This is a genomic window from Massilia haematophila, from assembly GCF_042647645.1.
Classification (GTDB): Bacteria; Pseudomonadota; Gammaproteobacteria; order Burkholderiales; family Burkholderiaceae_D; genus Telluria; species Telluria haematophila.
The window spans coordinates 1,335,910-1,356,544 of record NZ_JBHRVV010000001.1 but is presented as its reverse complement, the minus strand read 5'-3'; the positions used below and the strand labels follow the sequence as shown (position 1 = coordinate 1,356,544).

Annotated in this window: 16 protein-coding genes and 1 pseudogene; 5 read left to right on the top strand and 12 right to left on the bottom strand. The window is 66.8% G+C overall.

What is annotated here, in order from left to right; all coding sequences use genetic code 11:
- Window positions 1–213 precede the first annotated feature (213 nt).
- On the top strand, window positions 214–1,611 hold the full coding sequence (locus tag ACFOPH_RS06085; RefSeq protein ID WP_312552075.1) for an amino acid permease: 1,398 nt from the start codon (window positions 214–216) through the stop codon (window positions 1,609–1,611).
- Between the two features lie 97 nt (window positions 1,612–1,708).
- On the opposite strand, the gene ACFOPH_RS06080 is transcribed toward ACFOPH_RS06085, so the two are convergent.
- On the bottom strand, window positions 1,709–2,338 hold the full coding sequence (locus ACFOPH_RS06080) for a nicotinamidase (RefSeq protein WP_379734178.1): 630 nt from the start codon (window positions 2,336–2,338) through the stop codon (window positions 1,709–1,711).
- A 118-nt stretch (window positions 2,339–2,456) separates the two neighbouring features.
- Between ACFOPH_RS06080 and ACFOPH_RS06075 the strand changes: the two genes are divergently transcribed.
- A complete protein-coding gene (locus ACFOPH_RS06075; RefSeq protein ID WP_312552078.1) occupies window positions 2,457–3,626 on the top strand; it encodes a tyrosine-type recombinase/integrase in 1,170 nt (389 codons plus the stop codon).
- On the opposite strand, the gene ACFOPH_RS06070 is transcribed toward ACFOPH_RS06075, so the two are convergent.
- The 7 genes and pseudogenes from ACFOPH_RS06070 to ACFOPH_RS06040 all read right to left on the bottom strand — a co-directional run bounded on the left by ACFOPH_RS06070 (window position 3,623) and on the right by ACFOPH_RS06040 (window position 13,118).
- The gene (locus ACFOPH_RS06070) at window positions 3,623–4,618 is read right to left on the bottom strand and encodes a Gfo/Idh/MocA family protein (RefSeq protein WP_312552079.1); all 996 of its coding nucleotides are present in this window, start codon (window positions 4,616–4,618) and stop codon (window positions 3,623–3,625) included. The genes ACFOPH_RS06075 and ACFOPH_RS06070 overlap by 4 nt on opposite strands.
- A 17-nt stretch (window positions 4,619–4,635) precedes the next feature.
- On the bottom strand, window positions 4,636–6,843 hold the full coding sequence (locus ACFOPH_RS06065) for a heme-degrading domain-containing protein (RefSeq protein WP_379734176.1): 2,208 nt from the start codon (window positions 6,841–6,843) through the stop codon (window positions 4,636–4,638).
- The gene (locus tag ACFOPH_RS06060) at window positions 6,840–8,180 is read right to left on the bottom strand and encodes an MFS transporter (protein WP_379734174.1); all 1,341 of its coding nucleotides are present in this window, start codon (window positions 8,178–8,180) and stop codon (window positions 6,840–6,842) included. Before ACFOPH_RS06060 ends, ACFOPH_RS06065 begins: the two co-directional genes overlap by 4 nt.
- Window positions 8,167–9,201 carry a glucokinase gene (locus ACFOPH_RS06055; RefSeq protein ID WP_379734172.1) on the bottom strand — a complete coding sequence of 345 codons (1,035 nt, stop codon included), beginning with the start codon at window positions 9,199–9,201 and terminating at the stop codon, window positions 8,167–8,169. Before ACFOPH_RS06055 ends, ACFOPH_RS06060 begins: the two co-directional genes overlap by 14 nt.
- A gap of 17 nt (window positions 9,202–9,218) precedes the next feature.
- A pseudogene (locus ACFOPH_RS06050) lies at window positions 9,219–10,550 on the bottom strand (GH1 family beta-glucosidase).
- Window positions 10,551–10,652: 102 nt separating this feature from the next.
- Window positions 10,653–12,128 carry a TonB-dependent receptor gene (locus ACFOPH_RS06045; protein WP_379734170.1) on the bottom strand — a complete coding sequence of 492 codons (1,476 nt, stop codon included), beginning with the start codon at window positions 12,126–12,128 and terminating at the stop codon, window positions 10,653–10,655.
- A 39-nt stretch (window positions 12,129–12,167) separates the two neighbouring features.
- Window positions 12,168–13,118, bottom strand: a complete 951-nt coding sequence (locus ACFOPH_RS06040) for a TonB-dependent receptor plug domain-containing protein (RefSeq protein WP_379734168.1) — start codon at window positions 13,116–13,118, stop codon at window positions 12,168–12,170.
- Between the two features lie 310 nt (window positions 13,119–13,428).
- Here ACFOPH_RS06040 and ACFOPH_RS06035 point away from each other — a divergent pair, with 310 nt between their 5' ends.
- The 3 genes from ACFOPH_RS06035 (at window position 13,429) to ACFOPH_RS06025 (ending at window position 15,838) form a co-directional block, all read left to right on the top strand.
- A complete protein-coding gene (locus tag ACFOPH_RS06035; RefSeq protein ID WP_379734166.1) occupies window positions 13,429–14,442 on the top strand; it encodes a LacI family DNA-binding transcriptional regulator in 1,014 nt (337 codons plus the stop codon).
- Window positions 14,443–14,552: 110 nt separating this feature from the next.
- Entirely contained in the window at window positions 14,553–14,747 is a 195-nt protein-coding gene (locus tag ACFOPH_RS06030) for a hypothetical protein (protein ID WP_379734164.1), read from the top strand.
- 227 nt (window positions 14,748–14,974) lie between these two features.
- On the top strand, window positions 14,975–15,838 hold the full coding sequence (locus ACFOPH_RS06025; RefSeq protein WP_312550280.1) for a Kdo hydroxylase family protein: 864 nt from the start codon (window positions 14,975–14,977) through the stop codon (window positions 15,836–15,838).
- 319 nt (window positions 15,839–16,157) lie between these two features.
- On the opposite strand, the gene ACFOPH_RS06020 is transcribed toward ACFOPH_RS06025, so the two are convergent.
- The 4 genes from ACFOPH_RS06020 to ACFOPH_RS06005 form a co-directional block, all read right to left on the bottom strand.
- Window positions 16,158–17,270, bottom strand: a complete 1,113-nt coding sequence (locus ACFOPH_RS06020; protein WP_379737863.1) for an NADH:flavin oxidoreductase/NADH oxidase — start codon at window positions 17,268–17,270, stop codon at window positions 16,158–16,160.
- A 231-nt stretch (window positions 17,271–17,501) separates the two neighbouring features.
- Window positions 17,502–18,092, bottom strand: a complete 591-nt coding sequence (locus tag ACFOPH_RS06015) for a hypothetical protein (RefSeq protein WP_379734162.1) — start codon at window positions 18,090–18,092, stop codon at window positions 17,502–17,504.
- A gap of 10 nt (window positions 18,093–18,102) precedes the next feature.
- On the bottom strand, window positions 18,103–19,287 hold the full coding sequence (locus ACFOPH_RS06010) for a zinc-dependent alcohol dehydrogenase (protein WP_379734160.1): 1,185 nt from the start codon (window positions 19,285–19,287) through the stop codon (window positions 18,103–18,105).
- Window positions 19,288–19,420: 133 nt separating this feature from the next.
- Complete coding sequence (locus ACFOPH_RS06005) at window positions 19,421–20,569, bottom strand: glutathione-independent formaldehyde dehydrogenase (RefSeq protein ID WP_379734158.1); 1,149 nt, start codon at window positions 20,567–20,569, stop codon at window positions 19,421–19,423.
- Between the last annotated feature and the right edge of the window lie 66 nt (window positions 20,570–20,635).

Genomic DNA, 20,635 nt, shown 5'->3' with positions numbered 1-20,635 from the left:
ATAGGCGCCTGGCGGCATCGCAGGCGCTTTCTTTTTATCCGGCGATAACGCAGGCGGTGCCGCTGGCGCAAGCCGCGGGCGGAGGAGGACACCCGCACCGATATGGGGCCGGCAATACAAAAGGCAAGGCTGCAGGAAAGCGGGAAAGGTGGGCCGGTCACGAGCCGGCAGCCTTCCGACGGGAGACGACAATGCAAAACAGGAGAATGTGTAGTGAGTATTTTTAGGACGAAAAACCTCGATGCCATGGTGGCGGGCAGCCGCACCGCGGGCGGATTGAAGAAGGTCCTCGGACCGATGGACCTGATCATGATGGGTATCGGGGCGATTGTCGGCACGGGCATCTTCGTGCTGACCGGCACCGGCGCGGTCACGGCCGGCCCGGCGCTGACGGTTTCCTTCATCATCGCCGCCGTCGCCTGCGGCTTCGCAGCCCTGTGCTATGCCGAATTCGCCTCCAGCGTGCCGGTGGCCGGCTCGATCTACACCTATTCCTATGTGACCCTGGGCGAAATCGTGGCCTGGATGATCGGCTGGGACCTGTTGCTGGAATACGGCCTGGCCACCTCGACGGTCGCGGTGGGCTGGTCCGGTTACTTCCAGTCGCTCCTGAAGGGGATCGGCATCGTGCTGCCCGAAGCCTTGCGCGCCGCCCCTGGCGCGATCCCGGGCGTCAACACCCTGTTCAACCTGCCGGCCTTCCTGATCATGATGGTCCTGACCTTCATGCTCTCGCTCGGCGTGCGCGAGTCGGCGCGGGTCAACAACATCATGGTGGCGATCAAGACCGGCGTGGTGATCCTGTTCATCTGTGTCGGCGTGTTCTACGTCAAGCCGGACAACTGGACCCCGTTCATGCCGTTCGGCATGGGTAGCGTGATGAGCGCCGCCGCCCTGGTGTTCTTCGCCTTCATCGGTTTCGACGCCGTGACCTCCGCGGCGGAGGAAGTGAAGAATCCGACCCGCGACCTGCCGATCGGCATCATCGGCTCGCTGATCGTCTGCACCATCCTGTACGTCCTGGTGTCCGGCATCATGACCGGCATCGTCCCGTTCCCGAAATTCGAGGGCGTCGACCACCCGGTGTCGCTGGCGCTGCAATACGCCGGCCAGGACTGGGTCGCCGGCTTCGTCGACCTGGCTGCCATCCTGGGCATGAGCACCGTGATCCTGGTCATGGCCTATGGCCAGACCCGCATCCTGTTCGCCATGTCGCGCGACGGCCTGCTGCCGAAGAAGTTCTCGACCGTGCACCCGAAATACGGCACCCCGTACTTCGCCACCTGGATGGTCGGCATCATCTTCGGCCTGATCGCCGCCGTGGTCCCGCTGGGCGTGCTCGCCGAGCTGGTCAACATCGGCACGCTGGCCGCGTTCTCGCTGGTCTCGGTCGCCGTCATCGTGCTGCGCAAGACCCGTCCGGACCTGCCGCGCGCCTTCCGTTGCCCGGGCGTCCCGATCGTGCCGGCGCTGGCCATCATCTTCTGCCTGGTGCTGATGTCCTTCCTGAGCTGGCATACCTGGGTCGCCTTCGCCATCTGGCTGGTGCTGGGCCTGGTGGTGTACTTCGGCTATGCACGTTCGCGCTCGCTGCTGAACAAGCCGAACTGAAGCCGAACTGATCCGGATGGAATGACACCGCTCCGTGCCGGCGCTGGCCGGCATGGAGCGCGAAACCGGCTGCCGGCGTTGCCGCGGCCGGTTTTTTTTACGCCTGCATGGGCGCGCCCTGCGCCGACGGGGCCGGCATCAAGTCCTCGAATGCCGCCAGTTCGGCCACCTGGGCCCCGAGCCCGGCCATGCGCGCGATCGCCCGGTCGCCGTCGCCGGCGGCGACATCGACGGCGCGCATCGCCTCCGGCAGCACGACGGCCTCGAATCCCTCCGCGCGCGCATCGATCACCGTATTGAGCACGCAATAATCGGTGGCCAGGCCGCAGACGAAGACCCGCGTGACGCCATGCTGGCGCAGGTGCTCGGCCAGCGCGGTGCCGTTGAAGGCGGAATAGGCGTCGCTGTCGGGCTGGTCGGCTTTCGAGATGGTCACGGTATTGGCCGGCAGGACCAGCTCCTGCGAAAAGGCCGCGCCTTCGGTCTCGGCCACGCAGTGCGGCGGCCACGGTCCGCCGCGCGCGGCAAACGAGCAGTGGTCGGCCGGGTGCCAGTCGCGCGAGGCGTACACCGGGAGCTGGCGTGCGGCGAACAGGGCCATCAGGGCATTGATCGGGGCCAGCACCTCGTCGCCGCGGGGCACGCCCAGGCTGCCGCCGGGGAGGAAGTCGTTCTGCATGTCGATGACCAGGAGGGCATCGCTGTCGTTCAGCTGGATCGGGTTCATGTGCTTACGCTCCTTGGCATAATGGAAAGACCAATGCGGAGGGTAGCATGGCTGCGGACGTATCGCAGTTGCAATGCGTTTGCTATACTGTATATCCATACAGTATACATGCTTCACCATGACGAAATTCATTCCGCTCGACCTCGGCCCCAGCGCACCCGACCAGGAGACAGGCCCGGCCAGCGGCCGGCTCGACGTCAAGATGTTCAGGATGGCCGACGATCCGATCACGGAAGCCCAAACTGACATCGAGATCGCGCGCGAGTTCATCGCCAACGGCGAGCTGACGCCGAAATCCATCGCCAATTCGCAAAAGGAGCTGTACCGCTTCCTGACCTGGTGCCGCGAGGAGGCGAAGAAGACCCTGGCCCAGCTGAACGTGGCCGACCTCAACGCCTACAAGGAGTTCCTGCGCAATCCGCCGCCGGACTGGATCTCGACCACCAAGTGGCCGCGCAGCGACCCGCGCTACCGTCCGTTTACCGGGCCGCTGTCGGACCCGAGCCGGCGCCAGGCCATGATCGCAGTCAAGGGGCTGCTGGCCTTTGCCGAGCAGACCGGTTACCTGCGCCGCAATCCCGGCGCCCTGGTGCGCAACGTGCGCACGCCGACCAGCAGCCGCATCACCCGTTACCTCACGCCGCAGGCGATCGCGCTGGCGATCGCCACCGTCTCGGCGCGCCCGGCCGATGCGCCGGCGGCCTTGCGCCGGCGCGAACGCGACCGCTTCCTGCTGATCGCGTTCGCCCAGACCGGGGCGCGCCTGAACGAGATCGTCGGCGCCGCGATGGGGTCGATCTACAGCGAAGGAAAAGGACGCTGGTGGCTGGACGTGATCGGCAAGGGCAACAAGGCGCGCCGGCTGCCGGTGCCGCCGCAGATGCTCGAGGCCTTCCGGCGCTACCGCGAGGCTTTCGACCTGGCGCCCGAGACCAGCCGCGCCGACCGCATGCCGCTGGTGCTGTCGAGCAGGAGCCGGGCCGTCACCCGTCTCTCGGACGAAGCCGCCGGCGAAGCGCTCAAGGCGGTCTTTGCCGAGGCCGCGGACCTTGCGGCGCGCCAGGGCGACGGCGATTCGGCGGCGTCCTTGCGCCACGCCTCGGTGCACTGGCTGCGCCACAGCATGCTGACCAACCACGCCAACAACGGGGTCCAGCTCAAGACCCTGCAGGACACCGCCGGCCACGCCAACATCGCGACCACGGCGGCCTACCTGCACAAGAGCGACAACGAACGCCACGACGAGATCCTCAAGTCGGGCAAGGACAGGGAGAACGACGAGGGTTAGGCCGCTCCGGCCTGGTCGGCTTCGTAGCGCAGCCCGATCTGGACGCGGATCTCGTCCAGGATGCGCATCCCGGCCAGGGTGTCGTCGTGCGTCATCAAGGGGTGTTCGATGCGCCCGGCGCGCAGCGCTTCGCCTGCGGCGATGGCCTCATGGACATAGCCGTTGCCCAGGAAGGGCGCAGCGACGCTGCGCGTGGCGCCATCGGCGTTCGTCACCGTCAGCGACTGCGCCATGTGGAACATGCGGTCCATGCGCACGCTTCCGAGCGTGCCGGAAATGGTCAGCTCGCAGGGTGTGCGGGCGCGCAGCGTGCAGTTCGAGATGGACATCGTGCCGCCCTGGTGCAGCATGGTGAAGCCCGTGCAGACGTCGACGCCGGTGTCGCCGATCACGGCCTGGGCCCTTACCTCCTGCACGGGCCCGAGCAGTGCGCAGGCAAGCGACAGCGGATAGATCCCGAGGTCGAGCAGCGCCCCGCCGCCCAGCTCGCGCTTGTTGACCCGGTGCTCGGGGTCGCGGGTGGCGGCAAAGCCGAAGTCGGCCTGTACCAGTCCCACCTCGCCGATCTCGCCGCTGGCGACGATTTGCCGCAATTGCGCGAGCGCCGGCATGAAACGGCTCCACATCGCTTCCATCAGGAACAGCTGGCGGCTGCGCGCCAGCGCCACGACCTGCTCGGCCTGGCACAGGTTCATCGTGAACGGCTTTTCGCACAGGACCGGCTTGCCGGCGTCGAGCGCCAGCAGCGCGTTGGCGGCATGCATGGGATGGGGCGTGGCGACGTAGACGATGTCGACGTCGGGCGCCGCCACCAGCGCCTCGTACGAAGCGCATGCGCGCGCATCGAAATCGCGCGCAAAGGCCTCGGCGCCTGCGGCCGTGCGCGAGCCGACCGCAACCAGGCGCGCATCCGGGGTCTGCCGCAGCGCATGGGCGAAGGCGCGCGCGATGCCGCCGGTGCCGAGGATTCCCCAACGTATGAGCTCTGCCATCGTCTCTCCTTTCGCTCTCAGATGTCGGCATCGACCTTCAGGTAGGCTTTCAGCGCGCGCACGACCAGGGCGTGGTCGTCCGGCCCCGGCAGGCCGGAGACCGTGATCGTTCCGACCAGGCCGGTGCCGCGCACCACCACCGGGAAGGCGCCGCCGTGGGCGGCATACTCGCGCACGTCGAAGGTCGGCATGGCGTCGATGTCGCCGCCATTCTCCCTCACTTCGGTATGGATGTAATGCGAGCTGTGCCCGGTGCGGTTTACCAGGTTGTTCTTGCGCCGGATCCAGTCGGCGTGGTCGGCAGTGGTGCCGCTCATGCCGTGCGCGAACAGCAGGGTGCCGTTGCGCCGGACATCCACGGTCACCGCCTTGCCTTCGGCGCGCGCCAGGTCGACCAGCTTCAGGCCGATCTCGAGCGCTGCTTCGTTGCTGAAGCTGTCGAACTGCAGCAGGCTTTCCTGGCGCAGGATGTGCGCCAGGCGGGAGGGTTGTTCATGCATGTTCGCGCGTCCTGGTTCGGGAGTGAGGGAGGAGACCGCGGCCGTGACGTAGACCAGCGGCGCATTCCAGTTGATCGCGACCTCGTTGCTGGCATAGCTGCATGCATGGTCGAGCCAGGACAGCGCGGGGAGCGCCGATGGATAAGGCGGGCACTCGCCCTTGTCCTGCTGGAAGGGTTGGGGCCCGCCGACGACGAAGCCCGGCACCGGCGCCTGCACCCGGTCGCCCTGGGAAGGGCGGTGATGCGGATGCATGGGCGTGCGCGCGCCGAAACCGGTCACGAACGAATACCCGGTCGGATTACGGCCGAGCACATAGTCGAGGTTGGACTGGGCGGCCGCCAGGTACGCGGGCTTGCCGTTGAGGCGATAGGCCTGGACCAGCATCATCGCCTGGTTCAGCATCACGGCATTGCTGCCCCAGACGAAATCCGCCCCCTTCATGCTGACCCGGTAGCCGTTGCGGGCCTCGTGCGCGAAGCGCGCCGCCAGGGCGTCGATGCGGCTGGCGATCAGCGCCTGGTCGGCCAGCGGCGTGAGGCGGGCGCGATGGTGGGCCAGCGACATCCAGGCCAGGCCGCGCACGTCGTCCCACGCGGGGACGGTATTCGACACCGTTTCCGGCTGCAGCGCCAGGTAATAGTCGTCCTTGCCCGTGGCGATATACAGCTCGGCCGCCGCCCAGGCGAACTCGTCGTCCAGGCGGGCATCGCCATACTCCCCGGTGAGCACGTCCGGCGGATTCCTGAAGTAAACTTCCGGACTCGCCTTCGCCCAGGACCAGGCGCGTTCGGCGGCGGCGAGCATCCGGGCCGACAGGCCGGGCCAGCGCTCGCCGTAGCCCGCCAGCACCCGGCTGGCGGTCGCCATGGTGGCGGCAAAACCCAGCGCGGCCGCGGTGCTCTTCTGCACCACATAGCGCGGCTCGCGCATGGCCTCGTGCGGCATCACCATGCCGTCGAAGCGCAGGTTGCTCAGCTTGTGGTACACGCCGCCATCCTCCGGGTCCTGCATGGCCAGCATCCATTCCAGGTTCCACATCGCCTCGTCGAGGACATCCGGCACGGCGTCGCCCGACTCGGGGATGTTCACGTCCAGCCGGGCGAACCAGTCCGGGAAATGCTCATAGGCCGCCAGCAGCGTATAGGTGGCGATGGCCGAGCTGGCGATGTACTTGTTATAGTCGCCGGCGTCATACCAGCCCTTGCCGGCGGCGAGGACGGAGCCGGCGGGCCGCGTGCGCGAGGCCGCCGAGGCATGCACCAGCACCCGGTCGTCCGGATGCCCCGCCGGACGCGCATAGGGGCCGGCGTGACGCTCGGGCAGGGCGGCGCCGCTGCGGTTCATGTAGAAAGCCTTCAGCGCGGCGCCGCCGAGCGCACGGTAGGCGTAAGGCTGGATCCGGAACGGGGCCGACAGCGGCTGGCCGGCCACCTTCAGGCGGTAAGTACCCGGCGTCGCCAGCGGGCTGAAATCGGCCACCCGCACCGTTTCGCCGGCCGGGGCCCAGCCGGCCGGTGCGCTCAGCTGTCCGCGCAGCACCAATCTGCCCTCGGAAGACAGCACCTCGAAGGTCGAGGCCGTACCCGCGGGAACGATGGCCAGCTTGCTGGACTGCGGCAGGTAGCCGAGCTGGTTCAGCTTGATGCCCGGCGCCGGCCCAGCCCGGGTGACGCTGCTGGCCAGCACGAGGGCCAGTACGGAGGCGAGCTGGAGCGGGCTCATGCCGGCACCGCCTTGCCGTCCGCCGCGCAATTTTCCGGTGTGTCCGCGGCGTCCTGGTAGAAGGGGGCGAACCAGGTGGCGAGGAAAGACGGGATCGTTGCGATCATCACGAAGACGAAATAGTGCACGTAGCCCAGCATTTCCTGCAGGTGGCCACTGACGACCCCGGTCACCATGCCGCACAGGCCCATCACCCCCGTACCGAAGGCGTAGTGGGTGGTCGTGTACTTGCCCGGCGCCAGCTGGTGCATCAGGTAGATCATGAAACCGACGGCCCCGAAGCCGAAGAAGAACTTTTCGATCACCACGCCCGCCGTGATGAGAAGCATGCTGGAGGGCAGGTAGATACTCATCAGCAGGAAGGTGACGTTCGGAATGTTGACGGCGCAGCACAGGACGAACAGGGTCGCCTTCAGTCCGCGCCGCGCCACGTACCAGCCGCCCAGCAGCGAACCGAGCAGCACGGCCGCCAGCCCATAGGTGCCGTACACCAGGCCCAGCATCTCGTTCGACATGCCCAGCCCGCCCTTGCTGGCCGGGTCGACCATGAAGAAGGGCCCGATCTTCTCCAGCAGCCCGATGCTTAGCCGGAACAGGAAGGCAAACGCCAGCATGCGCCAGATCCCGCGCTTCTGGAACAGGGTGACGAAGGCGTCGAGCAGGATGCGGCCGGCGTCGCGCATGCTGGCCGGGGTGTCGGCGGCGCGCGCGCCATCCGGCATGACGCGGAGATGCCAGAGCGCCATCAGCAACACGATGCCGCCGACGAGCAGGAAGATCATGCGCCATGCCTGCAGCCAGTCCGGGCCGAACACCGTCGGGTCGTGCCCGAAGACCTGGGTGTGCAGGTAGCCGCTGAGGTAGACCATGCCACCGGCGGCCACGATCGGGCCGATATTCCACGACAGGCTCTGCAGGCCGCAGTAGAGCGACTGGGTGCGGCTGTCGAGCGAGGTGACATACACGCCGTCGCTGGCGATGTCCTGGGTGGCGCCGATAAAGGACAGGGCGAAGAAGATCCCCATCAGGACCGTCATGTAGCCCGGCAGCGCCATCGTCAGCGCCACGCCGGCGAAACCGGCGCCGATCAGGGCCTGGGCCCAGAGCACGAAGAATTTCTTGGTGCGGTACATCTCGACGAAGGGCGCGAACAGCGGCTTGACCGTGTAGGCCAGGATCAGCAGGCTCGAATACTGGGCGGCCGTGCCGTTGTCCATGCCCAGGTTCTTGAACATGATCGCCGTCACGCTGGTGAGCATCACGTATCCGAGGGCCATCGTGAAATAGCCGCTGGGGACCCACAGCAGGGGCGAGCGCGACCGTTCAGGCGTGGACATGGACGCTCTCCCTTGGCACGGCGGCGCTGGCGCGCGCCGCGCCGCGACCCTCTAGGTGCGCCGCCAGCATGCGCGAGGCGCCGGCCAGGGCGGGGCAGGGCGCCGTGATCACGATGGTCGGGATCGCCGCCATGAAGCCGCTGAAGCGCCCCTTGTTCTCGAAGCGTGCGCGGAACGGGGACTGCGCGAACCAGCTGCCGAGCCGCGGCACCACGCCCCCACCTATATATATCCCGCCGCGCGCACCCAGCGTCACCGCAAGGTTGGCCGCGACCGTGCCCAGCATCCCGGCGAAACAGTCGAGGGTTTCAACGCACAGCGGATCGGCTCCCGCCAGGCCCCGTGTGACGATCTCGGCGGTCGGCAAGGCGGCGACCTGCATGTGCCGGCTGGCGGCCAGGCCTTCACGGATGAGTGCAATGCCCGGCCCCGACACCAGGCGCTCGGCCGAGACGTGTTCGTAGCGTTCCCAGCAATGATGCAGCACCGCCGCCTCGCGGGCGTCCGCCGGCGAAAAGGACACGTGTCCGCCCTCGCTGTGCAGTGGCGTCCACGATCCGTCGGCCGTCGGCACCAGGCCGGAAACGCCCAGGCCGGTGCCTGCGCCGACCAGGCCGATCGCGCAACCGTGGCGGGCTACGCCGCCGCCGACCTGCACGGTCGCATCGGCGCCCAGGGCCGGCAGCGACATCGCCAGCGCGGTGAAGTCGTTCACCATCAGCAGGGTGTCCAGGCCAAGTTCGCGCGCCGCCAGCGCGGTCGAGAAGGCCCAGTCGTGGTTGGTCATGCGGATCGCGTCGCCGTCGACCGGGTTCGCGATCGCGACCGCGGCGTGGCGGACCTGGATGCCGACACCGGCCAAGTAGGCCTCGACCGCGTCCTCGAAGCGCGGGTAATCGGCGCAGGCGAGGTTGCGCACGGCGCCGAGCTGGCCGGGCGCGCGCTCGAGCGCGAAACGGGCGTTGGTGCCGCCGATGTCGGCCAGCAGGCGCGGGCCATCCGGGTGGAAGTTCGCTTGCATGGGGTCTCCTTTGGGTGTCAGCGCGCGCGGCCGGACAGGAAATCGCGGTACCAGTAACCGCTGTCCTTGATCGTACGTTGCTGGGTGGCGTAGTCGACGTGGACGATGCCGAAGCGCTTGGCGTAACCGGAATTCCATTCGAAGTTGTCGAGCAGGCTCCACAGGAAGTAGCCGCGCACGTCCACCCCGGCCCGGATCGCATCGCGCAGGGCGGCAAGGTGGCCCTGCACGAAGGCGATCCGTTCCGGGTCGTGCACCCGGCCTCCCTCGACCTGGTCGGCGCGCGCCATGCCGTTCTCGGTGATGTAGATCGGCGGCAGCGGATATTCCCCTTTGAGCTTGAGCAACAGTTCCGACAGGCCTTCAGGATAGATCTCCCAGCCCATGTCGGTAGTGCCATGCGGCGCCGGCGCGGGGCGCGGCGGTTCCTCGGCGCTGCACCAGGAGCGGAAGTAGTAGTTACAGCCGAGGAAATCGAGCGGCTGGGCGATGATGTCGAAGTCGCCTTCCTGGATCCGCGGCGCATTCGCGCCGTGCGCGCGCAGGGCCAGGGCCGGGTAGCGTTTCTTGAAGAGCGGGTCCATGAACCAGCGCACCGAGCGGTCGTACTCCCATTAGGCCAGGGCGCGGTCGGCATCCGAATCGGTGGCCGGATGGGCGGTCCACTGGTTCAGCACGATGCCCAGGCGTGCCGCCCCCGGCGCCGCGCGCATTGCCTGCATCGCCAGGCCGTGCGACAGCAGCAGGTGGTGCGATACCTGCACGCTCTGCTTCAGGTCGGCCACGCCCGGCGCGAACTGGGCGTTGCCGTAGCCGAGGTTCGCGGTGCACCAGGGCTCGTTGTGGGTGGCGATCGTCGCCAGCCGGTCGCCAAAGCGCCGTTTCACCTCATGGGCGTAGTCGGCGAAACGCTGCGCCGTGTCGCGGTTCAGCCAGCCGCCCTCGTCCTGCAGGGCCTGGGGCAGGTCCCAGTGATACAGGGTCAGGTGGCTTGCCATGCCGTTTCGGGCGAGTTCGTCGAGCAGGCGGTCGTAGAAACCGAAGCCGGCCTCGTTCCAGGAACCCTTGCCGGCGGGTTGCACACGCGACCAGGCCATCGAAAACCGGTAGGCGTCGACGCCCAGCGCCCGTAACAAGGCCACGTCTTCCCGGTAGCGGTGGTAATGGTCGCAGGCGACCTTGCCGTCGCTGCCGTCATTGATGGCGCCGGGGCGGGTGCAGAAGCTGTCCCAGATCGACGGCCCCTTGCCGTCGGCGCTGGCGGCGCCCTCGATCTGGAAGGCGCTGGTGGCGCTGCCCCAGACGAAGTCGTCCGGGAAATCGCGCGCGGATACTGAAATCGGTTTCATAACATAGCTTTCGTTGGGCAAAGAGATGCGCTTGCCGGCGTCCCCGTGGGAACGCCAGCCTTGCGCAGGACGGCGCCGGCCTGGCGCCGCCGGTACGGCGAGTCAGAAGTCGAAGCCGGTATTCAGGCCGAACGTGCGCGGCGGCTTGTACTGGGCCAGCCACGGGCCGAAGCCGTTAAAGGCGCTGGTCTTGATCTTCCTGTCGCTCACGTTGCGGACCCAGGCGTCGATCCACCAGCCCTTGCCGTTCTGGTAGCGCAGGCCGAGGTCGGCCGTCGCATGGGCCTCCTGGCGGTCTTCCGGCCCTAGGTTGAACACGCTCAGCTCGGCGTCGGTCTCGTAGTGGGCAGTGATGCGCGGCGACAGCGCGCCGTCGCTGCCCACGTGGAAGTTGTGCTGGTATTGGATGGTCGTCGAGAAGCGCGGCGCGTGCGGCATCTTGTTGCCGGTAACGTCCAGGCAGGTGGCGATGCTGGTGTCGACCGTACAGGTCGGCAGCGTATAGTCGTTGGAACCGGCCACCAGGCGGCCAAGCTCGGCCTTGAGCAGGGCCAGGGTGACCTGCAGGCGCCCGTTGGTCCCGACGCGGGCCGCGATTTCGCTCTCGAGGCCATACACTTCGGCGCCTTCGGCGTTCTCGATCGCGAGGCCGCGGTTGCCGTCCGAGAAATTCACGGGCGAATTGAACTGGAAGTCCTTGAAGTCGGAATAGAAGAGGGCGTTGTTGATGCGCAGGGCGCCATTCAGGAAGGTGCTTTTCGAGCCTATCTCGTAGTTGGTGAGGGTCTCGGGTTCGTAGGTCAGGCCGCGATCCTGCACTCCGCCCGACTTGTAGCCGGTGGCGACGCTGGCGTACAGCATGTTGTTGCGGTCCAGGTCATAGTTGACGCGCAGAAGACCGGTGACCTTGCTGCCCTTGAAGACGCCGTCGTTGCCCGGCACGCCCGGCGTACAGCCCTGGCCCGGCTGGCGCGGGTCGATCGACGGATTCAGCGGCACCACCGGGATGCCGGGCCCGCCGGTCCAGTTGTAGGCGCGCCCGCCGACGTTCTCGCGCTTGTCGTGGGTATAGCGCACGCCCGCGGTCAGGTGCAGCGCGTCGCTCACGTTCCAGGTCGCCTGGCCGAAGGCAGCGGCCGATTCCACCGTTTCCTCCGGCTGGATGAAGGAACCCTGCCACGAGACCGTGCCTTCCTGGGTGCCGTTGAAGACGGGGATGTCGAAGCGGATGTCGTTCTTCTCGGCGGCGTAATAGAGGCCGGCCTGCCAGTCGACCGTCTTGCTGCCCAGGGACTGCAGTTCCAGCTCGTGGCTGTGGCTGCGGTAGTGCGAGTCGACGGTGGTGTGCTCCTGCCACACGCCGCCGGTGCGAATACTGGTCGGCACCACGGCGCCGCCATCCTGGTCGAAGCGCATCGAGCCGCGGTACTTCGAGAAGCCGGCAATGTAGTGCAGGGCCAGGTCCTGGTTCAGGTCCCAGGAAAGGCGGCTGCGGACGTTGTGGCTGTCGCGGTCGATCCAGGGCGCGCTGTCGCTCAGGGTGGACCAGTGCTTCTGGCCCGGACGCGGTTGCTGCATCAGGTTGGCGCTGGGCGTGCCGCGATCGGCGAAATTCTCCTAGGCGATGTTCCAGCGCAGGTCCGGGTTGATCTGCCAGAGCAGCGAGACGCGCGCGGCGGTCTGGTTCTGGGCGCTGTATTTCTGGTTGCCGACCGCGTAGTTGTTCGGATTGATCGGGCGGAAGGCGGCCGGGTCGCCGCCGTCGGCGACAAAGGCCTGGCGTTGGGATTCGAGCGGCACGCCCGGGAAGCTCTGGTAGTCGACGTAACCGTCGTGCTGCTCGTGCACCACCGCGAAGCGCAGGGCGGCATTCTCGGACAGAGGCACATTGAAGGCGCCGCGCGCGCCATAGCGGTGGTAGTTGCCGATGCCGCCTTCGACATAGCCGGAGCGGCTGTCCAGGGTCGGCTTGACGGTCTGGATGTTGACCGCGCCGACGGTCGAGTTGCGGCCCCACAGCGTACCTTGCGGACCGCGCAGCACCTCGATGCCCTCGACGTCGAACAGCAGGGCGGTGGCGCCTTCGGCGCGCGGCGAATAGACGTTGTCGACGAACGACGCCACTTCGGGATCCGCATACTGGGTCTTGGCGCTGTCGTTGCCGATGCCGCGCAGGGTCATCGTGGTGACGCCGTGGTCGCCCTGGGCGGTGGCCTGGAAGCCCGGCACCAGGGCGACGACGTCGAGCATGGTCTGGACGTGGTTGTCGGCCAGTGCCGCCGCGCTGAGGGCGGTGACCGCCACCGGCGTCTTCTGCAGCGAGGTATTGCGCTTGGTCGCCGTGACGCGCACCTCGGGAATGACGTTCGCGTCGGCGCCGGCGCCGGCGAGGTTGGCCGGCTGGGCGGGCACCGCCGCGGCGGCGTTCGCCTCCGGCGTCTGGATCGGGGTTTGCGTGCTGGACTGGTCCTGGGCGTGGGCGCTGCCGATGCTGGCCAGCAGGGCGAGGACGGCGAGGCGGATCTGGGCGTGGGCATACCGCCCGCGTTGCGGTGCAGAGGTTTGCATGGTGTCTCCAATTTGGAATTATTGATTTTTACGTCAGCCGGCGTCTTTGTTGTGAAACCGATTTCATCCGCCGTGAAAACGATTTCATGGTAGATTACGTGTTATCCGGAAGTCAAACAATTTTTGCAACTGGCTTGCGCGGGTGTCTCCTGGATGTGAAGAGGCACCGCCATGAAAGCGTTTCACGAGACCCGATATGCCGCGCCGGCATTCGGCGTCCCGGTTCCGTAAGCCCTTGGGAAAGAACGAAAAAACGCATGATATACTTCAGTCAACCCGCCCCCGTCGGTGCCGCCACTATTCACCACGCATGAAAAACGACGACAGCAGCACCGCCACCTTGTACGAGGTCGCCAGCGCCGCGGGCGTGTCGCCGGCCACGGTGTCGCGTTTTCTCAACGGTACCGCCAAGGTCTCCGACGACAAGCGCAAGACCATCGAGCGCGTCATCGACGAGCTGAACTACAAGCCGAACCGTCTCGCGCAAAGCCTGAAGATGGGCAGCACGCGCACCATCGGGGTCCTGACCCAGTCGCTCGAAAGCGGCTACTTCAGCCAGGCCATGATCGGCATCGAGGACGCAGTCAAGCAGGCAGGTTATGCCTTGCTGATCATGAGCGGCCACTGGCATGCCGACGAAGAAGCCGAACGCGTCGAACTGCTGATCGGCCGCCGCGTCGACGGGGTGGCCATCCTCTCCGGCAAGCTCAGCGACGGGCAGATCCAGGGCTACTCGCAACGCGTCCCGATCGTGGCCTTCGGCCGCAAGCTCGAAGGCGAGCGCCTGATGGGATTTTGCCTCGACAATTACCGAGGCGCCTGCGACGCGGTCGACCACCTGGTGGAGCAGGGGCACCGCCGCATTGCCTTCATCATGGGACCGGAAGACCACGAGGACGCCCAGGCGCGCCTGGCCGGCTACCGCGACACGCTGGCACGCCACAAAATCACCCCGGACCCGGCCCTCATCGTTCCCGGCGACTTCCAGGAGTCCGGCGGGCTGTTGGCGGTGAACCAGCTGCTGGCGACGAACCAGCGCTTCACTGCCATCTTCGCCAGCAATGACCTGAGCGCCTACGGGGCGAGGCTGGCCCTGTATCGCAGCAACATCCGGGTCCCGGACGACATCTCGATCATCGGCTTCGACGATCTGCACAGCTCGATGTACACGACGCCCCCTTTGACCACCGTGCGGCAGCCGCTGTACGAGGTGGGGAAGGGGATCGGCCGCATGATGCTGGCCATGCTCGGGCAGAAGCAGGCGGAAGTGGAGATCCCGCAGCTCGGGCTGATGGTCAGGGAATCGGTGCGCAGGATTGCGTAGCGTCCCCGCCTGTCTCTCGCCAGGGAAGGGAAGCACATCCTGTGCGGGCTCGCCCTGGGAGCTGGTTTCCCATGTTGGCATGTCGGAAGGGCCCCGATGACACGGCCGCCATGCTGGACCGTCCGATGGACCGTTTTGTGACCGTGTACGGTCCGGATGACGGGAACGGTTGCACCTCGACCGGCGCTTGCCTGAGCAGCCAGGCGCCGGATGCACGCCACGCAATAAAACAGTTCCGCCAATTCGGCTCGACCTTCAAACACGAAGGGCTGCACACTGCGGGCATGGCGATCTTTTTTCTTTAACTCGACATTATTTACTGTAATGTCGAGTTCGTATCATGGCGAACGCAGGTGCCGTCCGGGACGGGCAGGCCCCTCCTGCGGGACGATCGGGGTTGCCACCAGGCGCGTATGGAAGCACCTTCGCCTGTGATACTGCCTGCAGCCAACAGGTCCCGAATCTTTGATCTTGATTAAGCAACCCAATCGTGCGAGTGCGGCTCCCGCCTGAGAAGGCGAATACTGGCGCGATGGAACCGCAGATTGTCGAGATTCGCAGCCTGCCGCATGAACCTTCCGGCAGCAACTGGAGTGCGGCCCTCGAGGCCGGCAAGGTTCTTTACTTTCCCTCGCTTGCCTTCGAACCATTGCCCGCAGAGTGGGTACTGTTCACGCCTGGCATCCGCGATCCAAAGAGCCGCAATATCAGCCTGGACGCCAACGACAGGCTCAAGGGAGCGGCAGGCGAAGCTGACACCAGCCTGGCGCTGGCGGCGATGATGGCCCGGTTCCGGCAACAGGCCGACGGTTTGCTCGCTTCCTTGTTTCCTGCCTATGCCGGCAAGCTCCGACGCGGGCCGGTCAGCTTCCGGCCGGCGCAGGTCGAAACGCGCGTGCAGTCGTGGCGCGCGGACGACCGGCGCTTGCATATCGATGCATTCCCATCCCGCCCGAACCGCGGCGAACGGCTGCTGCGGGTGTTCTCGAACGTGAATCCGGAAGGCCTGCCGCGCGTTTGGCGTGTGGGACAGCCCTTCGAGCAGGTTGCCGAACGCTTCCTGCCGCGCCTGGCCAGGTATTCGCCGCTGAAGGCCAAGGCCTTGCAACTGCTCCACGTGACCAAGTCGCTGCGCAGCGAATACGATCACCTGATGCTGCAAATGCACGATGCGATGAAGTCCGATCCCGACTACCAGCAGAATGCACCACAGCAGCGCATCGACTTCCCGGCGGGCTCGACGTGGGTGTGCTTCTCGGACCAGACCTCGCATGCGGCAATGTCCGGGCAATACCTGCTGGAGATGACCGTGCAGCTGGCGCCGGCGGAACAGGTCGACGTGGAAGCGAGTCCGCTGGCGATTTTGTCGAGGATGACGGGAAAGGTCCTGGTCTGAGTTCGGCAGGAGCATCGGTTGCCGGCGCTTGCGGGTGCCGGACCGCCGTCGGGTAGCTACTATCGACTGCCCGGGAGCTCCTCCATGAGGCGCCAGGAAAGGGACGTGCAAACGGCCGGCTCAATCCTGTATTTAACATAATATAGATTATGCGGTGTTTTGAATTGCATGGACGGCGCCACGGCGAGCCGTTCGTTTACCGTACCGCGCAGCCCCGTCCGACCGAATCTCTGCGCCGGCTCCGTTCCTGATCCGGTCCGGACGATGTCTTGCCTGCTTCAGCCGCGCGCCCGGCGCGGTTCAAGGCAGCGAACCGCGGTTATTTCGCGCGCCGCTTCACCGCGTAGCCATATTGCACCGGCCAGGCCGGCTCCTCCTCGAACGCATGCTGGGCCTTCAACGCCCAGTACGGTTCGCGCAGCAGTTCGCGCCCGAGCAGCACCAGGTCGGCGTCGCCGCCGGTAATGATGTCGTCGGCCTCCTTCGGATCCGTGATCAGCCCGACCGTGCCGGTGAGGATGCCGGCGTCTTCGCGGATACGGCGGCTGCACGGCACCTGGTAGCGCTTGGCCACGGGAATGCGCGCGGTCGGCAGATTGCCGCCGGTCGACACGTCGATGAGGTCGACGCCCTGATCCCTGAGGCGCCGCGACAATTCCACGGATTGTTCGATGTCCCAGCCGCCGGCGGCCCAGTCGGTGGCGGAAATGCGCACGAACAGCGGCAGCTCGCCGGGAACCACGGCGCGCACGCGTTCGGTCACGCGCAACACCAGGCGCATCCGGTTCTCCAGGCTGCCGCCGTACTGGTCGTCCCGCTGGTTACTGTGGGGCGACAGGAACTGGTGCAGCAGGTAACCGTGCGCGGCGTGGATCTCCAGCACCTTGAACCCGGCCACAAGGGCGCGCCGGGCCGCGGCCTCGAAGGCGTCGACGACGGCGTCGATGCCGGGTTCGCCGAGGGCGACGGGCGTCGGGTCGCCCGGGTGAAACGGAATCGGACTGGGCGCCACCACCGGCCAACCGCCCTCCTCGGGCGTTTTCAGCGTCGCGCCGCCCGTCCACGGTGCAGCGGTGCTGGCCTTGCGTCCCGCGTGCGCGAGCTGGATGCCGGCGACCGCGCCCTGGTCGTTCACGAAGCGGGCGATGCGCGCCAGGGGTTCGATGTGATCGTCGCTCCAGAGGCCCAGGTCGCCTGGGGTGATGCGGCCGTCCCAGGTGACGCCGGTCGCCTCGACGATCACCAGCCCGGCGCCGCCCACCGCCCGGCTGCCCAGGTGCACCAGGTGCCAGTCGTTGGCCATGCCTTCCTCGGCCGAGTACTGGCACATCGGCGCCATGGCGATGCGGTTGCGCAGGGTGAGGCTGCGCAGGGCCAGCGGGCTGAGCAGGTCGACTTCCGGCAGTTCCTGGTCGTGGGCGGCGCCCGCCATCGCGCCGTGTGCGCTGGGCTGGGATGCCTGGGCGGCCTGCGCCGTGGGTTGGGCACTATCCGGCTTCATGTTTGCCTCCGGTGATCAACAAGATTGAATCTGGAAAGGAACCGGGAACATGCGCGCTCGGTTCGTGTCGTCCGCGATGTATCGCCGCCCTCCCCGCGTCCGCAGCCCTCGCCTGCCGAACGCGGGGCGACGGGCGCGCCCGGACGGAGCGGCCCGGCGGACTCAGTAACCCCTGCGGCGCTTGCGCAAGGCCATGATGCCGCCCACCAAGGCAGTGGTGATCAGCGCCTTGCGCACCAGCCCAGCCGGGTTGTAGCGCAGCTCGGAGCGGATACCCATTTCTCCGAGCACGTTGGGCACATGACCGTGCGCCAGGTCGTCGACGATGCCCTCGACCATGTTGACGCGGTCGGCGGCGATCAGCATCAGCCAGTGGCGCAGATCGTTCTCCGGCAGCTTGTAGGCCAGGCGCCTGATCGCGCCCGACAGCCACTTGGGCGGCTGGGCCGTGCCGAAGATCGGGGTGATGCCCGGCCGCTCCGGCGAGCAGAACACTTCGACGGTCTGCGCCTGCTGCACCGGCTGTCCCTCGGGCACGTGGATGAAGCGTGGCGGCGTGCGCTCCATCGGCACGGCCGGCCGGTTCTTCTTGTCGAGGTCCGAGCCCCAGCCGGGGATGGCCCGCAGCGTTTCGATGGGCGGACTGTGCCGGTTCAGGTCGTAGTCGAGCTGGCGCTCGTAGTCCACGTGGCCGTGGTGATGCGGGTGGCGCCGCTGCTCGGCCAGGTCGCGGCGGGCGATTTCGGTGTCCATGGCTGCTCCTTCAATGGATGATGCTGGTCGCCATCGCTCGCGCCGAGCCTGCGCGCGGAGGGATCAGTACGGGTTTGATGCAGTTGTCGTACTTGCTCGAGAAGATGTGGTAAGCGTCCGACACCTCCTCCAACGGCACCCGGTGGGTGATGATTTCCTTCGGGTTCAGGTGCCCCTGGCGGATGTGCTCGATCAGGTGCGGCACGTGGCGCTTGACGGCGGCCTGGTTCATGCGCATCGTGATGCCCTTGTTCAGTGCGTTACCGATCGGGACGGCGTTGAAGGTCGGCCCGTAGACGCCGACGATCGACACGTTGCAGCCCTTGCGCACCGAGTTGATGGCCCAAAACAGCGCGGTCGCCGCGCCCGCCTGCAGCATGGTCCAGCGCCCGGTGAGGGTCTGCGCCAGGCTGCCCGACGCCTCGCAGCCGACGGCATCGATGCATACGTCGGCGCCGAGCCAGTCGGTCATCTTCTTGATGTGCAGGGCCACGTCGCCCACCTCGCGGAAATCGATGACTTCGCAGCGGGCGTAGCGCTTGACAAACTCCAGGCGGTAGTCGATGTGGTCGACCACGATGACGCGGCCGGCGCCGAACAGCCAGGCGGACTTGGCGGCGAAGATGCCGACTGGCCCGGCGCCGAACACCACCACGGTGTCGCCTTGCTGGATGTCGCCCATCTCCGCGGCCTGGTAGCCGGTCGGCAGCGCGTCCGTCAGCAACACGGCGTCGTCGTCCACGATGTCGTCCGGGATCTTGTACGGCCCCACGTCGGCCATCGGCACGCGGACGAACTCCGCCTGGCCGCCGTCGTAGCCGCCGGTGGTGTGCGAGTAACCGTAGATGCCGCCCACCGCCGTCGCTTCCGGGTTGGTGTTGTGGCAGTTGCTGTACAACTCTTTCTGGCAGAAGAAGCAGGAGCCGCAGAACAGGTTGAACGGCACCAGCACGCGGTCGCCCGGCTTGAGCGTCTCGACCGCCGAGCCGACCTCCTCGACGATGCCGACGAATTCATGGCCGAAGGTGTGCCCGATACGCGTGTCGGGCACCAGGCCGTGGTACAGGTGCAAGTCCGAGCCGCAGATGCAGGCGCGTGTCACGCGGACGATGGCGTCGCCCGGGTGTTCGATCACTGGGTCCGGCTTTTGCGAAGCGCGGATCCGGTATGGTCCGCGGAAATTAGTCGCTAGCATAAAAACCTCCTGACAAGATTGCTCCCGCACTCCGACAGCGGCCGCCATCGGACCGAAAAAGTAGGAGACCACCGATGGCGCTACGGTCGTTATCGAAGTGCGGGCCTTACTGGCAAATCAGTGTGCGGCGCCCTCAGGAACCCGGATGCAGGATCACCTTGGTCCAACCGTGCTCGCGCCCGTCGAAGTGCTTGTAGGCGTCCGGGGCCTGGTCCAGTTTCAGCTCGTGAGAGACGATGAACGAGGGCTTGGCGCGGCCGGCGTGGATCAGGTCTCGCAGTTGCCGGTTGTAGGCCTTGACCGGGCACTGGCCGGTGCCGACGCGCTGTCCCTTGAACCAGAGCATGCCCCAGTCGAGCGCGATCTTCCCTTCCTTCTCCAATGCGTCGGGACCGTTCGGGTCCTGTGGAACGAACACCCCGACCACCCCGATCCCGCCGGTGAACTTGACGGAGTTGACCAGGTTGTTCATCGTGAGGTTCGGGCGCTCCTGGCGGTGGTGATGGTGGTCGTGGCACTGGTAGCCGACGCATTCGCAACCCACGTCCGCGCCCCGCCCATGGGTCAGGTCCATGACCCGCTGCACCGGGTCCTCTTTTGAATAATCGATGGCGATCGCGCCGATCGACTCGGCCAGCTTGAGCCGGTCGGCATGGCAATCGACCACCATCACGCTGCAGGCCCCCTTGATCATCGCCGAGTGCGCGGCCATCAGGCCCACCGGCCCGGCGCCATAGATGACCACCGCATCCCCGGGCTTCATGCCGGCCAGTTCGGTCGCGTGCCAGCCGGTCGGGAAAATGTCGGCGCACATCACGTAGTCGGCCTGCTTCTGCTCGGCGTCCGGCGGCAGCTTCAGGCACATGAAGTCGGCCCAGGGCACGCGCAGGTACTCCGCCTGGCCGCCCTGCCAGGGGCCCATGCCGGCAAAGCCGAAGGCGCCGCCGGCCATGCCCGGCTGGTTCGCATTCAGGCAGTAGTTGGTCAGGCCGCGCTCGCAGTTCTTGCAGTGGCCGCAGCTGACATTGAAGGGCATGCACACCCAGTCGCCGGGCTTGAGCCGCTCGACCGCCGGCCCGACTTCCACCACCACGCCGAGGTTCTCGTGGCCGAAGACGCTGCCCAGTTCGAAATCGGTCCGCCCCTCGTACATGTGCAGGTCGGAGCCGCAGATATTGGTGCTGGTAATTTTGACGATGGCATCTGTCGGACGTTCGATCTTGGGATCCGGCACGTCTTCGACAGCTACCTGGTTGGGTCCTCGATAGACAACTGCTTTCATATTCTGCTCCTAGTATCCACCTGGATGCAGCCCGCCCCGCGTGACAGGACACGCCTGCCCCCGGCA